Source organism: Nocardioides sp. (assembly GCF_041913365.1).
GTDB lineage: Bacteria > Actinomycetota > Actinomycetes > Propionibacteriales > Nocardioidaceae > Nocardioides.
This window is the reverse complement of record NZ_JAYSFM010000002.1, coordinates 600,046-613,391: the sequence shown is the minus strand read 5'-3', so window position 1 is coordinate 613,391 and position 13,346 is coordinate 600,046. Positions and strand designations below refer to the sequence as shown.

The following is a 13,346-nucleotide window of genomic DNA, read 5'->3' as shown; positions in this document are numbered from 1 at the left end:
AGGTCTAGGTGCCGCAGAAGGTCTGGTAGCCGCGACCGAAGGACTCCGGCGCGGGCTCGGCGAAGCGCTCGAGGCCGGGGCGCACGTCGTACGGCGCGGACAGGACCTCGAGGAGCTCCTGCAGCGGGGCGAGGTCGCCGTCGGTGCCGGCTGCCAGCGCCTCCTCGACGAGGTGGTTGCGGGGGATGTAGGCCGGGTTGACGCGGTCCATCGCCGCCGCGTCGGGGGCGAGCGCCAGCCAGCGCTCCGCCCACGCGTCGTACGCCGCCAGGTCGAGCACGAGCCCGCGCGCGGGCTCGGCATCGCTGCGGGCGGCGGCGGAGAGGCCGCGGAAGAAGGAGGTGTGGTCGACGTGGTTGTCGCGCATCAGGGTGACGAGGTCGGCGACCAGCGCCGAGGTGACGTCGTCGGCCAGCCCATCGGGCAGCCCGATCTTCGCGTGCATGCCGGCCCGCCACGCCTCGGAGTAGAGGCCGCGGAACCTCTCGAGCGAGGCGACGGCAAGGGCCACCGCGTCGTCCTGCTCGTCGGCGAGGAGGGGGAGGAGCGCCTCGGCGAAGCGCGCGAGGTTCCACTCGGCGACGACGGGCTGGTTGCCGAACGCGTAGCGGCCGCCGGTGTCGATCGAGCTGAAGACCGTCGCCGGGTCGAAGACGTCGATGAACGCGCACGGGCCGTAGTCGATGGTCTCGCCCGAGATGGTCATGTTGTCGGTGTTCATCACGCCGTGGACGAAGCCGACGAGCATCCACCGGGCGACCAGCGACGCCTGCGCGGCCACCACGGCGTCGAAGAGGGCGAGGTAGGGCTGGTCGGCGTCGGCCGCCTCGGGGTGGTGCCGGGCGATGGCGTGGTCGGCGAGCCGGCGCAGCAGCTCGCGGTCGTCGGTGGCGCGGGCGTACTGGAAGGTGCCGACCCGCAGGTGGCTGCTCGCGACGCGGGCGAGCACCGCACCGGGCAGCACGGTCTCGCGGTGCACCACGCGGCCGGTCGCGACGACGGCCAGGGAGCGGGTCGTCGGGATGCCGAGCGCGTGCATCGCCTCGCTGACGACGTACTCGCGGAGCATCGGCCCGACGGCGGCGTAGCCGTCGCCGCCGCGGGAGAACGGCGTACGTCCCGAGCCCTTGAGGTGCAGGTCGCGCAGTCGTCCCTCGGTGTCGGTCAGCTCTCCGAGCAGCAGGGCGCGTCCGTCGCCGAGGCGCGGCGAGTAGCCGCCGAACTGGTGGCCGGCGTAGGCCTGCGCGACCGGGGTCGCGCCCTCGGGGACCCGGGTGCCGGTCAGGAGCCCGACGCCCTCGGCGGTCCGCAGCCAGTCGGGGTCGAGGCCGAGGTCGGCGGCGAGGGCTTCGTTGAGCACGAGCAGGCGCGGGTCGGGCACCTCGGCGGCCTGCCACGGCAGCGCCAGCCCGGCGAGGTCGTCGGCGTACTGGTGGCCGAGGTCGACGGTCGGGACCACGCGCGTGCTCACATGGTCGACGATACGGGGCGCGGCGTAGCAGGGTCGCGTCAGGCACGATGGGCGGGTGACGTCCCGGTTCGTGCTGCACGACCACCGCAAGCCGCGCCCGCACTTCGACCTGCGGCTCGAGGAGGACGGCGTGCTGCGGAGCTGGGCGGTCCCGAAGGGCTTGCCCGACGACTCCGCCCATGACCGCCTCGCCGTCGCCGTGGACGACCACGAGCTCGACCACGTCGTCTACGAGGACGAGCACAAGTCGATCGCCGACGAGGGCACCTGGGAGGAGCACGACCGCAACGACCGGCGGCTCGTCTTCACCCTCCACGGCCGTTCCGGTGCACGGCGTTACGCGTTGATCCACACCGGCGGCGAGCAGTGGCTGCTCCACCTGGTGAAGGGCCAGGGATAGCTCGGCTCAGGACCTCACGTCGTCGGCGGCAGCCCGTCCCGCGACCTCGCCAGCACGCGGCCCCGGAACCACGACCACACGCCGAACCCGACCAGCGCGCCACCCACGGCGACGCCCACACTGCCGCTCTCGCCGGCTGCCCGCGTCAGCTCGGTCCACATGATGAGGCCGGCGCCTGCCACGAACGACAGCACCCCGACGGCGATCCACAACGCTGGCTTCTGGTCCATCGACTCGTTGGTCACGCGCTCAGGCTTGCACACCTCGGGTCTGTGGCTGCCGATGAGCGGGCACGTCGCGTGGCAGGATCCGCGCATGACCACTACCCCAGCCGCCCCGCAGCGCGGCGACGTGGCCCTCACGTCCCGACGGATGCCGTTGATCATCGTCGTCGCGGTCGTGTCCGCGGTCGTCGGGCTCTTCCTCGGCTCGCGACTGCCGTGGGGCAGCGTGCCGCTCACGGTCGAGGAAGGGGTCGTGGTCCTGCACGACGACGCGAGCGGGTTCACCAGCTTCGAGGGCGAGGACGGCACCCAGATCGGGTTCGACGTCCGGTCCGTCGTCTGGTCCCACGGCGGGCAGGAGGGCGAGCGCAGCACCCCGTCGTGCCTGAGCGAGGGGGAGGGGGTGCCCGCCGAGGTCGGCTACCGCTGGGTCCGGGTCCCTGACGGCGGTTCCAGGCCCTTCGCGCTGTGGGTGGCCTGCTGAGCCGGATGACGGTCAAGCTGTTGCTGCTCGACGAGATGGATCGCGTCCTCCTGATCCGCTCGACAGACCCGACCTCCGGGGCCCAGTGCTGGTATCCCGTCGGAGGAGGGGTCGAGACGGGCGAGTCCCTGCAGCAGGCTGCGCGCCGCGAGGCTCACGAGGAGACCGGCTTGCCGTCGTTGCCAGAGGGGTCACCCGTCTGGACCCGCGACCACATCTACGAGTACGACGGGCGGACCGTCGAGGTCCACGAGGACTGGCTGCTGCACAGGGTGCACCACTTCGACCCTGAGCCGGCGCGTCTGAGCGCCTTCGAGACCAGGACCATCGCGGGCTTCCGGTGGTGGACGGCACACGATCTGTCGCAGACCACCGACACTGTCTTCCCGCCCGAGCTCGGTCGGCTCCTGTCCGAGCTGCTGAAGGACGGACTTCCGGGGGCGCCGATCGACATCACCGAGCCGCGCCCCGCCTGACCCCGCCAGGCAAGCCGGGAGAACCAGTCGTTGATGGGAGCCTCCGGGCTGACGCTACGAGCCCGCGCTGAGGCTGCCTGGGCGTGCCTGTGGCCCCGCCGTCTGGTGAGGGGCGGGGTGTGGGGCGGGGTCATGGTCGGGCGGGTGGGTCCGGCGGCTCGTCAGGGTTGGTCGGGGTCGTGCCGGTGCGGTCGCGTCGGTAGCGGTGGCCGTGGGGGCTGGTCCACTCGAACACTCCGGGCGCGACCATCGTGTAGGTCCAGGCGGAGTGGGTCTTGAGGCGATGGTGGAACCGGCACAGGCAGGCCAGGTTGGACGTCGTGGTGGGGCCGGGTTGTGGTCGGCCCTCGGCTTCCGCCTGGTGGTCGTACTCGACGATGTGGTCGACATCCGTCCTGCGGGCTGGGCGGGTGCACCAGGGGAAGACGCAGGTGCGGTCGCGCAGGATGATCTGTTCGCGGATCCGGTCGGGGATCTCGTAGCCCGGCGCGGTCAGCTCGGCGTTGAGGTCGATGACCGGCTTGATCGTGACCTTGGTGAGGGTGTCGATGCACCATGACTTCACCTGGTCGAGCAGGACCAGGCGCTGGCCTGCCTCGATCCGGCCGGTGGGACCGAAGACCGTCGCCTCCCCGGCGGTGGTGGCCTGGAAGTGGGCGTGGATCACCACCTCGCGGGCGGCCGGACTGGCGGGTCGGCCCGACGCCTGGTCGGGTCTCGATACACCGGCTCGTTCCTCACCGGCTACTCGACCACCTGGGGAGTCCGCGCCGGCTGCTCGACCACCTGTCTGAGAGGCGGCATCGGTGGTGAGGTCGAGGGCGGTCTGGGTGCGGGCGAGGTTGCCGAGGGCCTTGGAGCGGCGGACGTCGAGGGACTCGGTGGAGCCGAGGGCCTTCTGGGTCTCGGCGTCTTGGGCCACGGCGTTGTTGAGGTCGAGGGCGTCGGCGATGTCGAGCTCGGCCTCGAAACGCATCGTCCCGGCGAAGTGCACGTCCTCGTCACGCAGCGTGGCGTGGCGGGGGTCGACCGCGAGGTAGCCGTCCTCCGGATCAGCCGCCGGATCCGGGTGCGCGAGGTCGTAGCGCTTGATGGTGTCGGCGACGAGCCGGTCGAGCTGGGCGGGACCGATCCGCCCGGCGACCGCGGCCACCTGGGCGTCGACGTGCGCCGCGGCCTCGACGGTGAGGGCGGGGACGGTGTGGATGGTGGTCTCGGCGACCGTGCGGGCCTTCCAGGCCGGCACGACCCCGGCGTGCACCTGCGCCCACAGCCGCGGCAGGCGGTGCCGCAGCTCGAGGGCCTGGCCGATGAGCTTCTTCGCCGACGTCGATGAGATGCCGAGCACGCCGCCGAGCTCGGCGATGCAGAACTCCGCCACCAAAGGGGTGCCCTGCCCGGCGATGGGTTCCTCGTGCTCACACCCCGGAGTGGTGAAGGTCGCGGCGGAGTGGATCGACTCCGGCGGGTGCAGGTCGGCCCAGCGGGCGGCCAGGTCGAGCTGGCGGGCGGCTTCAGCGTGCTCGATCTGCCGGGAGGTCTTGATCGAGGCGAGCAGGCTGCTGGCCGAGAGGTCGTCTGCGACTCTCTCCGCCTCCCGCTCCTGTGCTTCGATCATGTGTTCGACACTACGGCAACCCACCGACAGTCACCCTCGGCCGATCGACCTCTGGGGATGGGTCTCGATACGCCGTCGCTCGTGCCTCGCTCGGCTACTCGACCACCGGGAAAGGGCGCTCGCACCTCAACCACCGAAGGCGACGCGCTCGTGCCTTGCCCGCCCGCCGGTCAGCCGCGCAGGCCGAGCCCCCGGTAGAGCTCGATCTCGTCGCGCAGCCGGTAGGGCAGGGGTGCTCCGCGACCGGCCAGGGCCGACGCGTACGCCTCGAGGGCGTGCAGCAGGTCGCGACGCAGCTGCAGCTGGTCGGCTGCGCGGGCGCCCTGCCGCGCGATGCCGAGGCGATCGCGCGCCAAGGACACCTCGCTGAGCAGGACGGCGAGGTCCTGGCGGTCGGGCGGGTCGGAGCGGGGTCCTGCATCCAGCATGGGCGTCCCAAGTGACCGCAGGGCCGGCGCACGGTGCGACGGCGTGACGGGCCCCGCCAGCGTACGCCACCCCGTGCCCGCGCGAGCTCAGTTCTGGGTGAGCCTCCCCTCGACCTGCGGGTCGACCGGGCTGTTGGCCGTGACGTAGTCCGTCGCGATCTGCATCAGGTCGTCGCCGGGCTGCTGCACGTCGGTGCCGCCGGCGAAGACCGAGTAGCCGTCACCGCCGGTGTACATGAAGTCGTTGGTCACCAGCCGGATGCTGTCGCCGTCCGCGATCGGTGTCTGCGTCCCGCCGATCCCGTCCGGGGTCCTCCACATGCCGTCGACGACCGCCGTGGTGCCCTCGCAGTGGAAGGTCGCGCGCAGCCCGGAGACCTGCGGGAAGCGGCCCGTGGCGATCGCCGGGTTGCACACCGGGGAGAAGCCGTTGAGGAACGCCTGCCGCAGCTGGGTGCCGGTGAGGGTGAGCAGCGTGGTGCGGTTGCCGAACGGCAGGACCGCGAACATCTCGCCCCACGTGATCTCGCAGGGCTGCTCCCCGGCGCTGGGCGGCGCGCAGACGAGGTCCTGCCGCAGCCCGCCGGAGTTGGTGTACGCCGCGTCGATGCCGGGGTACTTCCCGCGCATCGCGTCGGCCACCATGTTGCCCATCTCCGACTCGAGGAGTCGGGTCGGCGCGCGCAGGACGTCGTTGGCCTGCGTGCCGATCACCTGGTTGCGCAGCACCGCGGTCTCCGCGTTGGCCTGGTCGACGATCGCCTGGACGTCGGGTCGACCGGTCACGCCGAGGCTCTTGGCGACCCGGGTGGCGCCGCCGGCCCACGCCACGTCGCCGTTGCGCACCATCAGCTGGAGCACGGAGTACGACGCACCGGCGTTGATGCCCTCGGTGATGAGGATGTCGCCCCGCATCAGGTTCGAGACCCGGTGCGTGTGGCCGACGATCATCGCGTCGACGGTCGTGCTCTGGAGCTCGTCGGCGATGTCGAGGATCGGGCCCTCCCACGGCACTCCGGGCGTGGTGCCGACCGGATTGGCGCCGAGCGCGGTGCCCTCGTGGATGACGACGACCTGGACCTTGACCCCCATCCGGCGCAGCCGCTCGGACTCGGCCTTGATCCGCGGGCCCTCGTCGAGGAACTCCAGGCCCTCGGTGGCACCCGCGGCGACGAGCTCGGGCGTCCCCTCCAGCCCGGCCCCGATCACGCCGACCTTGACGCCGTTGACCCGGAACACCTTCGAGGGCGTGACCCAGTCCGGCGCCTCGCCGGTGTCCGCGTCGACGATGTTGGTGGCCAGGAACGGGAACTCGGCCCGCGCCTGGTGCTCGAGCAGGCGCGCGACGCCGTAGTCGAACTCGTGGTTGCCGTACGACGTGGCGTCGAGGCCCCACGCGTTCTCCACGTCGATCGCCGGCATGTCCTCCAGCAGCGCCGAGTTCGGGGGAGAGGCACCGACGTTGTCGCCGCCGGCCAGGATCAGGCCCTGGCCGGGGAGCGCGTCGAGGTCCTCGTCGAACATCGTCGCGAGGAACGACGCACCGCCGACGCGCGCGTTGATGGCGTTGTCGTACGCCCGTGTCGTCGGGTCGAGCTGGCCGTGGAAGTCGTTGAGCCCGACGATCGGCACGGGGGTGTACTTCTTGCCGCCGTCGGCGACCTCGAGCAGCACCTTGCCCTGGCTGTGCTGCGGCTCGGGGATCCCGAGCATGAACGCCAGCGTTGGGGCCAGGTCGATCGAGCGTGCCGACACCCTGCCGTGGCCGACGCCCTCGCCGCCGGCGAGGAACGTCGCGCGCATGTTGATGTTGGCGGCGAGGTCCTGCACGTCGGGCACGTAGCCGTGCTGCCCGAAGAAGTGGGACGGCGCCACGAGCGTGCCGGGGGTCTCCGCGTCGAACTGGTAGGGCGGGTAGGAGAAGACCACCAGGTCACCGGTGCGGGTCGGGTGCGCCATGTCGGCGGTGCTGCCCGGGCCGTTGGGGATGTAGCGCGCCTCGGCCTTGGTGAAGGCACGGTCGATGACCTTCCACCCCTCGGGGTTGCCGTCGTGCGTCCAGTCGTTGGGGTCGGTCAGCCCGAGGTACGTCGCCTTGATCGCCGCGACCGTGGCCGCCTCCTCGGCCGCAGGGACCTGCTGGAAGCTGGGGTTGACCGGGTCGCGCCCGGCCAGGTTGAGGTAGATCTGCAGCGTGCCGCCGGCCCAGCAGGCCTTCGCCTTGCCGATCGTCTCGCCCGCGGCCGTGCGGCAGTTCGAGGTCTGCGGGGTCGAGAGCAGGCCCATGTCCACCAGCGGCTTGCTGGCGTCGATGGCGAGGAACTGCGGCGCGAAGCCGTGGTCGGAGCCGACGAACGTCGTCGGGTCCTTGCCGACCAGCCGGCGCGCCAGCCGAAGCGTCTGGTCGGACTCCGCGTAGGCGTCGCGGATGAACGCGGCGCGCTCCTTGACCCGGCCGTCCTTGACACCGTCGAGGTCCACGTCGTCGTACGCCGGGTTGGGCGCGCCGTTGGGCAGCCGCCTGGTGACCAGGCCGAGAAACTGGTGCTGGAACTCGTCGGTCGTCGGCATGCCGACCATCAGCAGGTCGGGCTGGTAGGTCTCGGCGACGTACTCCAGCATCGGCCAGTGGCCGGTCGACCAGTAGAAGCCCTGCTCGACGTAGGTCTCCTCGCTGGTGACACCGGCCTCGAGGATCGCGAAGTCGGCGGCGGTCGAGGTCGGGAACTCGGCCGCGAGGTACTCGTCGAAGTCGGTGTAGCCCGGCTCGCCCGGCCACGTCGGCCAGCTCGCGATCGCGCGGCTCACCGAGGTGTGGAACAGCCGGACGCGGGACAGGTCGGGGGACAGCGTCTCGACCTTGACGAGCATGCCGGCCGTCTTGCCGTCGAGCGCGCCGCCGACGATCTTCACCTTCACGTCGGCCCACTCGCCCTGGCGCAGGTCGCCGACCGCGTCCGCGCCGCTCTTCGTCGGGGAGAACAGAACCCGGTCGTACCGCGTGCGGCCGTCGTTGCGGCTGTCGTAGATGTAGGCGTTCAGGCCGTACTTGTCGGTCGCGCCGTCCAGCACCCGCATCCGCATCTCCCGCGCCGGGCTGTACGACGTCGGCACCGCGGTCCAGCCGGTGGCCGGGGTCGGGGCCGCCGCCGGGAAGGGTGCCCGCCCGGCGTAGCCGGCCGGGTGGTCGAACTGGAGTCCGAAGGAGGTGATGAAGGGAGCGTCGTCGAAGAGCGGATCGCCCTTCTGGCCGATGAAGTTGGTCGTCACGCCGCGGCCGGAGAAGAAGCTGCGGAAGTCGATCGTCGGGCCCTGGATCGAGGCGTTGCGCCCGCCGGCCCACTCCACCTGCGCGACCTTGAGGCCGTCGCGCTCGGCCGCCTGCGCGATCGACTCCGCCTGCAGGACGCCGGGGTCGAACGCGGCGGTGCGGTTGGCGCCGAACGGGTCGCCGTTCTTGTGGAAGGTGTTGTTGGTCGAGCCGTGCACGCCGGGCCACGCACCGGTCGCCATCGTGTACCAGCCCGCGCCCGTGTTGGGCGGGGCCTGGGTGAGCATGCCGTTGCCGCGGGCCTTCACGCCGTTCTTCAGGAACTTCTTCATCGTCGGCATGACGCCCTGGTCGGCGTACTTCTCGACGAGGTCCTGCCGGAGCCCGTCGGAGGCGAAGAAGACCGCCTCGTCGGTGGGGGAGGTGCTGTGGGACGGCGGATGGTGCTTGCCCTCGTGCGCCGAGGCGGCGAGCTGCGTCGGGCCCACGGCGAGGGCGGCGACGGCGGCCGGGGCGATCAGCGCGGTGGCTGCTGCGACGACGACGGGACGGCGGTGTGTGCGGTTCACGGCAACCCTCCAGGGCCGGGTGGGGAGCCGGATCCCTCGGGGACCGTGCAGCACCCAGGCGCGGCTCCCCCGGGGATGGATCGAACCTCCACCCGCGCCCCGGTGGCGTCAAGGCCCCCGGTTGGGTATGTGCCGCGCGCAGGCTGCCCGACGCCGGTCCGGTCCAGACCGCCGTGCGCTCAGACGGTGGAGAGCGCGCACGAGCCCGGACACCACCGGGTCGGGGCCCGGGCGGGGGCCCCCGCCCGCGGGCCGCCCCCCCCCCGCGGGCCGACCGGGGGGGGCCCCGCCCCCCCCCCCCCCCCCCCCGGGGGGGCGGGCCCCCCCCCCGCTGCGTGGGGGCGGCGTGGGGGCGCCGCGATCAGGCGCTCTTGATCGCCGAGACGTCGAACTCGAGCTTGATCTTCTCGGAGACCAGCACGCCGCCGGTCTCGAGGGCCGCGTTCCAGGAGAGGTCCCAGTCCTTGCGGTTGATGGTGGTCGCGCCCTCGAAGCCGACGCGGGTGTTGCCGAAGGGGTCGACGGCGGTGCCGGTCTCCTCGAAGGGGATCGTCACCGGCTTGGTGACGCCCTTGATGGTGAGGTCGCCGGTGATGGTCCACTCGGCGCCGTCGCGCTCGACGCGGGTCGAGACGAAGGTGATGGCCGGGTGGTTCTCCACGTCGAAGAAGTCGCCGGAGACGAGGTGGCCGTCGCGGTCGGGGGTGCCGGTCGAGATGCTGGCCGGGCGGATGTCGATGGTGACGGTCGAGGCGGCGGGGTTCTCGGCGTCGACGTGGGCGGTGCCGTCGAAGTCGGCGAACTGGCCGCGGACGGTGGTGACCATCGCGTGGCGGGCCGAGAAGCCGAGGCGGGAGTGGCTGGCGTCGAGGACGTAGTCACCGGTGATCGAGTCGCGCTCGGCGACGGCGGCGGCGGACGGGGAGGCGGCGGGAGTAGCGGCCTGCTCGACGGTCTTGCTGCGGCGGAAGAAGGACATCGGGGTCTCCTGGGAGGTCGGGGTGTGCCAAGTAGTTGACGGTTCAATCAATCGAACGAGGCGGGCAGGAGATTCATTCCCGAGTCGGTGTGATCCGGGTCTTACGCCGCGGACCGGCCGCGACCCGTCCCCGACGGGCGGGGACGGGTCGCGATGGAGCGTGTCAGTGGATCGAGGAGGGGTGCTTCGCGAGCGGCGTGACGTGGATGTCCATGTAGGGGAACAGCGGCAGGCCGGAGAGCAGGTCGTGGAGCGCGTCGTTGGACTCGACGTCGAAGACCGAGACGTTGGCGTACTCGCCGACGACCCGCCACAGGTGCGGCCAGCGACCCGAGTGCTGCACCTCCTGGGCGTAGGCCTTCTCGCGGGCGACCAGGTCGGCCTTGACCTCGGGGTCCATGTCGAGCGGGATCCGGACGTCCATGCGCACGTGGTAGAGCACGGGCGATCAGTCCTTCGCGGGGTCGAGGACGAAGCCGTAGGCCACCGTGGCGGAGCCGTCGGCCTGCTGCTGGGGGTCGAGGACGAGCTCGGGCTTGACGGCCGAGGCGATGTCGTCGTCGTTGTGCTCGTCGCCGGGGAAGTAGAGCTGGGCGGTGAGCAGCTCGTGGCCGGGGGCCGACACCTTCACGTGCAGGTGGGCGGGACGCCACGCGTGCCAGCCGGCGGCGGCGATGAGCTTGCCGCAGGAGCCGTCGGTGGGGATCTGGTACGGCGCGGGCTGCACGGTCGTGATCTCGAAGTACCCGTCGGCGTCGGTGGTGAAGGAGCCGCGGAGGTTCCACTCGGGGATGCCGGGAGCGAACTGCGAGTAGAAGCCGTCGTCGTCGGCGTGCCAGAGCTCGACCTTGGCGCCGCCGAGCGCGGAGCCGTCGGTCGAGGTGACCTGGCCGCTCCACACGAGCGGGGTGCCGCCCTCGCCGTCGCGCATCGGGATGGTGCCCTTCGCGCCCTGCTCGGGGGCGTTCGGGACGTAGTAGGGGCCCTCGATCGAGCCCTTGTTGCCCTCGCGGTGCTCGGTCGCGACGTCCTCGACGACGTGCTCGAGCCACACGTCGAGGAAGAGCGGCCACTCGCCGTCCTCGCCGACGTTGATCAGCCACGCCTTGAGGGCGTTGAACTCGTCGTAGGTGACCTTGTGCCTGCGGACCGTCGCGTAGATCGCGTCGAGGACCTCGCGGGCGAGGGTGTCGACGCGCTCGGCGGGGACGTCCTTGACCGCGTCGAAGGGCGACTTGTCGGCGTGGAAGCGCTCGGTGGCGCTCGCGCCGGACGCGGCCGCGCTGGCCGTCTCGGTCACGGACTCGGTCTGGCTCTCGTTCAGGGTGGTGCTCATGGTGCTGCTCCTCGGGATGGGGGTGTGTCGGGTGTACGTCGGACGGGTGGGTGGTGCGCGGTCAGTCCTGGCGGTAGCGCGCGAGCTTGTCGGGGTCGATGACGGCGCCGAGTCCGGGCCCGGGCCGCGCGACGAGCTCGCCGCCGTGGATCTCGAGCGGCTCGGCGAGCAGGTCGTCGGTCATGTCGAGGAAGTTGGACAGCTCGCCGGCCCGGCGCGAGGTCAGCTCGAACGCCGAGCCGAAGGCGACCGTGCAGAGCGAGCCGAGCTGGCCGTCGATCTGGTTGCCCATGACGAGCTCGATGCCCAGCCCCTCGGCGAGGTGGTGGACCCGGCGGCTGGTGGTGAAGCCGGTGCGCGCGGTCTTGATGCTGGCCGCCGTGGCCGAACCACCGAGGATCTCGCGCGTCACCTCGGCCGGCGTGACGACCGACTCGTCGGCGATGAAAGGCACGTCGAGCTGCTTCACCAGCCAGCGGCGGCCCACCACGTCGTCGGCGGGGCACAGCTCCTCGGCGAAGGTCAGGCCGAGGTCGGACATCTCCTTCATCGCCCGCGCGGACTCCGAGGCCGACCAGCCGCGGTTGCCGTCGACGTACAGCTCGACGTCGTCGCCCAGGCCGACGCGCAGGGCGCGCACGACCTCGGTGTCGAGGCGGAACGGGTGGCGGCCGACCTTCACCTTGAAGGTGGTGATGCCGTAGGTGTCGCGCATCCGCTCGGCCTCGGCGACCATCGCGGCGGGCTCGTCGAAGCCGAGCATGTGGGAGACCCGCATCCGGTCGGTGTAGCCGCCGAGCAGCTCGGTCACGCTGTAGCCGAGCGACTGGCCGAGCGCGTCCCAGATCGCCATGTCGAGCGCGGACTTGGCGGTGGGGTTGCCGACCGTGCGGGAGAGACGGGCGTGGATCTGCTCGCGCTCCATCAGGTCGAGGCCGACCACCTGACCGGAGAAGATCGAGCCGATGACCGCGACGATGCCGGCCTGCGTCTCGCCGTAGGTGAACGGGCGCGGCGGGGCCTCCGCGACGCCGACGACGCCGTCGTCGGTGGTCACCCGCACGAGCACGTGCTCGGCGACGTGCACCTCGCCGCTCGCGAACCTCAGCGGCTTGCGGTAGGGGATGGCGAAGGGGATCGCCTCCACCTGGGTGATCTTCATCGGACGACCTCGTCGAGCTCGGGTGTGGAATCGGGGGTGGTGGGGGTGAACAGGTCCGCGGCCTCGAGCACCTCGAGGACCGCGAGCAGGGCAGGATCCGGGTCGTCGGTGCGCCACGCGAGGGCGAGGTCGAGCGACGCGGCGTCGGGCACGTCGCGGAAGACGACGCCCTCGAGCGGGGCCGCGCGGACCGAGGCGGGGACCAGCGCGACACCGAGTCCGGCCGCGACGAGCGGCAGCATGACCGTCGTGCCGGCCGCCTCGTGGGCGACCGTCGGGGTGAAGCCCGCCTCGCGGCAGCTGCGGAGCACGGCGTCGTTGACCACGGACCGCTCGCCGGCGAAGGCGATGAAGTCCTCGGTGCGGAGGTCGGCCATCGCGACCTCCGGCTGCTCGGCGAGGCGGTGGTCGGTGGCCACGGCCAGCACGAGCGGCTCCCGCGTGATGGTGCGCACGGTCAGCGCGTCGCCGGTGGTAGGCGGGCGCAGCACGCCGAGGTCGAGGCTGCCGTCGGTGAGCCCGGCGACCTGAGCAGGCGTCAGCAGGTCGGCGTGGATCTCCAGGGCGAGGCCGGGCAGCTCGCGCTTGACGGTCCGCGCGATCCGGGGGAGCAGGGTGTGCGCGGCCGAGCCGGTGAACGCGATCCGCAGCAGGCCCTGCCGGCCCTCGGCGATCCGGCGTACGCCTCGCACGCTGTCGTCGATCGCCGCCAGGATCCGCGTGGTCTCCTCCCGCAGGAACTCCCCGGCAGGTGTGAGGTCGACCTGGCGCGTGGTGCGCACGAAGAGCGGGGTGCCCAGCTCGGCCTCGAGCTGGCGGATCGCCTGCGAGAGCGCGGGCTGGGCCAGGTGTAGCCGGTCGGCGGCGCGGCCGAAGTGCTTGGTGTCGGCGACGGCCGCGAAGTAGCGCAGGTGGCGCAGCTCCATGG

General features: G+C 72.0%; 13 protein-coding genes. 3 read left to right on the top strand and 10 right to left on the bottom strand.

Translation table 11 applies throughout. The annotated features are described in order from the left end of the window. Nucleotides 1-4 precede the first annotated feature (4 nt). On the bottom strand, nucleotides 5-1,471 hold the full coding sequence (locus ACE3QY_RS07855) for a YdiU family protein (protein ID WP_374455453.1): 1,467 nt from the start codon (nucleotides 1,469-1,471) through the stop codon (nucleotides 5-7). Nucleotides 1,472-1,526: 55 nt separating this feature from the next. Between ACE3QY_RS07855 and ACE3QY_RS07850 the strand changes: the two genes are divergently transcribed. Beyond that, nucleotides 1,527-1,871 (top strand): DNA polymerase ligase N-terminal domain-containing protein, encoded by a 345-nt coding sequence (locus tag ACE3QY_RS07850; RefSeq protein WP_374455452.1) that lies wholly within the window; start codon nucleotides 1,527-1,529, stop codon nucleotides 1,869-1,871. A gap of 14 nt (nucleotides 1,872-1,885) precedes the next feature. On the opposite strand, the gene ACE3QY_RS07845 is transcribed toward ACE3QY_RS07850, so the two are convergent. Then, nucleotides 1,886-2,116: a hypothetical protein gene (locus tag ACE3QY_RS07845; protein WP_374455451.1), complete on the bottom strand. Its 231-nt coding sequence runs from the start codon at nucleotides 2,114-2,116 to the stop codon at nucleotides 1,886-1,888. A 70-nt stretch (nucleotides 2,117-2,186) separates the two neighbouring features. On the opposite strand from ACE3QY_RS07845, the gene ACE3QY_RS07840 reads away from it, so the two are divergent. Both ACE3QY_RS07840 and ACE3QY_RS07835 read left to right on the top strand, forming a co-directional pair. After that, the gene (locus ACE3QY_RS07840) at nucleotides 2,187-2,579 is read left to right on the top strand and encodes a hypothetical protein (RefSeq protein ID WP_374455450.1); all 393 of its coding nucleotides are present in this window, start codon (nucleotides 2,187-2,189) and stop codon (nucleotides 2,577-2,579) included. Nucleotides 2,580-2,584: 5 nt separating this feature from the next. Continuing rightward, on the top strand, nucleotides 2,585-3,055 hold the full coding sequence (locus ACE3QY_RS07835; RefSeq protein ID WP_374455449.1) for an NUDIX hydrolase: 471 nt from the start codon (nucleotides 2,585-2,587) through the stop codon (nucleotides 3,053-3,055). Between the two features lie 130 nt (nucleotides 3,056-3,185). On the opposite strand, the gene ACE3QY_RS07830 is transcribed toward ACE3QY_RS07835, so the two are convergent. From ACE3QY_RS07830 to ACE3QY_RS07795, 8 genes are all read right to left on the bottom strand, one after another. Further along, entirely contained in the window at nucleotides 3,186-4,673 is a 1,488-nt protein-coding gene (locus ACE3QY_RS07830; RefSeq protein ID WP_374455448.1) for an HNH endonuclease signature motif containing protein, read from the bottom strand. Between the two features lie 170 nt (nucleotides 4,674-4,843). After that, nucleotides 4,844-5,101 (bottom strand): hypothetical protein, encoded by a 258-nt coding sequence (locus ACE3QY_RS07825; protein WP_374455447.1) that lies wholly within the window; start codon nucleotides 5,099-5,101, stop codon nucleotides 4,844-4,846. 87 nt (nucleotides 5,102-5,188) lie between these two features. Then, the gene (locus ACE3QY_RS07820; protein WP_374455446.1) at nucleotides 5,189-8,941 is read right to left on the bottom strand and encodes an alkaline phosphatase family protein; all 3,753 of its coding nucleotides are present in this window, start codon (nucleotides 8,939-8,941) and stop codon (nucleotides 5,189-5,191) included. A gap of 361 nt (nucleotides 8,942-9,302) precedes the next feature. Continuing rightward, entirely contained in the window at nucleotides 9,303-9,920 is a 618-nt protein-coding gene (locus ACE3QY_RS07815) for a YceI family protein (RefSeq protein ID WP_374455445.1), read from the bottom strand. A 163-nt stretch (nucleotides 9,921-10,083) separates the two neighbouring features. After that, nucleotides 10,084-10,362 carry a muconolactone Delta-isomerase gene (gene catC / locus ACE3QY_RS07810; protein ID WP_374455444.1) on the bottom strand — a complete coding sequence of 93 codons (279 nt, stop codon included), beginning with the start codon at nucleotides 10,360-10,362 and terminating at the stop codon, nucleotides 10,084-10,086. 6 nt (nucleotides 10,363-10,368) lie between these two features. Then, nucleotides 10,369-11,256: a catechol 1,2-dioxygenase gene (gene catA / locus ACE3QY_RS07805; protein ID WP_374455443.1), complete on the bottom strand. Its 888-nt coding sequence runs from the start codon at nucleotides 11,254-11,256 to the stop codon at nucleotides 10,369-10,371. A 61-nt stretch (nucleotides 11,257-11,317) separates the two neighbouring features. Then, the gene (locus ACE3QY_RS07800) at nucleotides 11,318-12,418 is read right to left on the bottom strand and encodes a mandelate racemase/muconate lactonizing enzyme family protein (RefSeq protein ID WP_374455442.1); all 1,101 of its coding nucleotides are present in this window, start codon (nucleotides 12,416-12,418) and stop codon (nucleotides 11,318-11,320) included. After that, nucleotides 12,415-13,344, bottom strand: a complete 930-nt coding sequence (locus tag ACE3QY_RS07795; protein ID WP_374455441.1) for a LysR substrate-binding domain-containing protein — start codon at nucleotides 13,342-13,344, stop codon at nucleotides 12,415-12,417. The genes ACE3QY_RS07800 and ACE3QY_RS07795 overlap by 4 nt, the downstream gene beginning before the upstream one ends. Nucleotides 13,345-13,346: the final 2 nt, after the last annotated feature.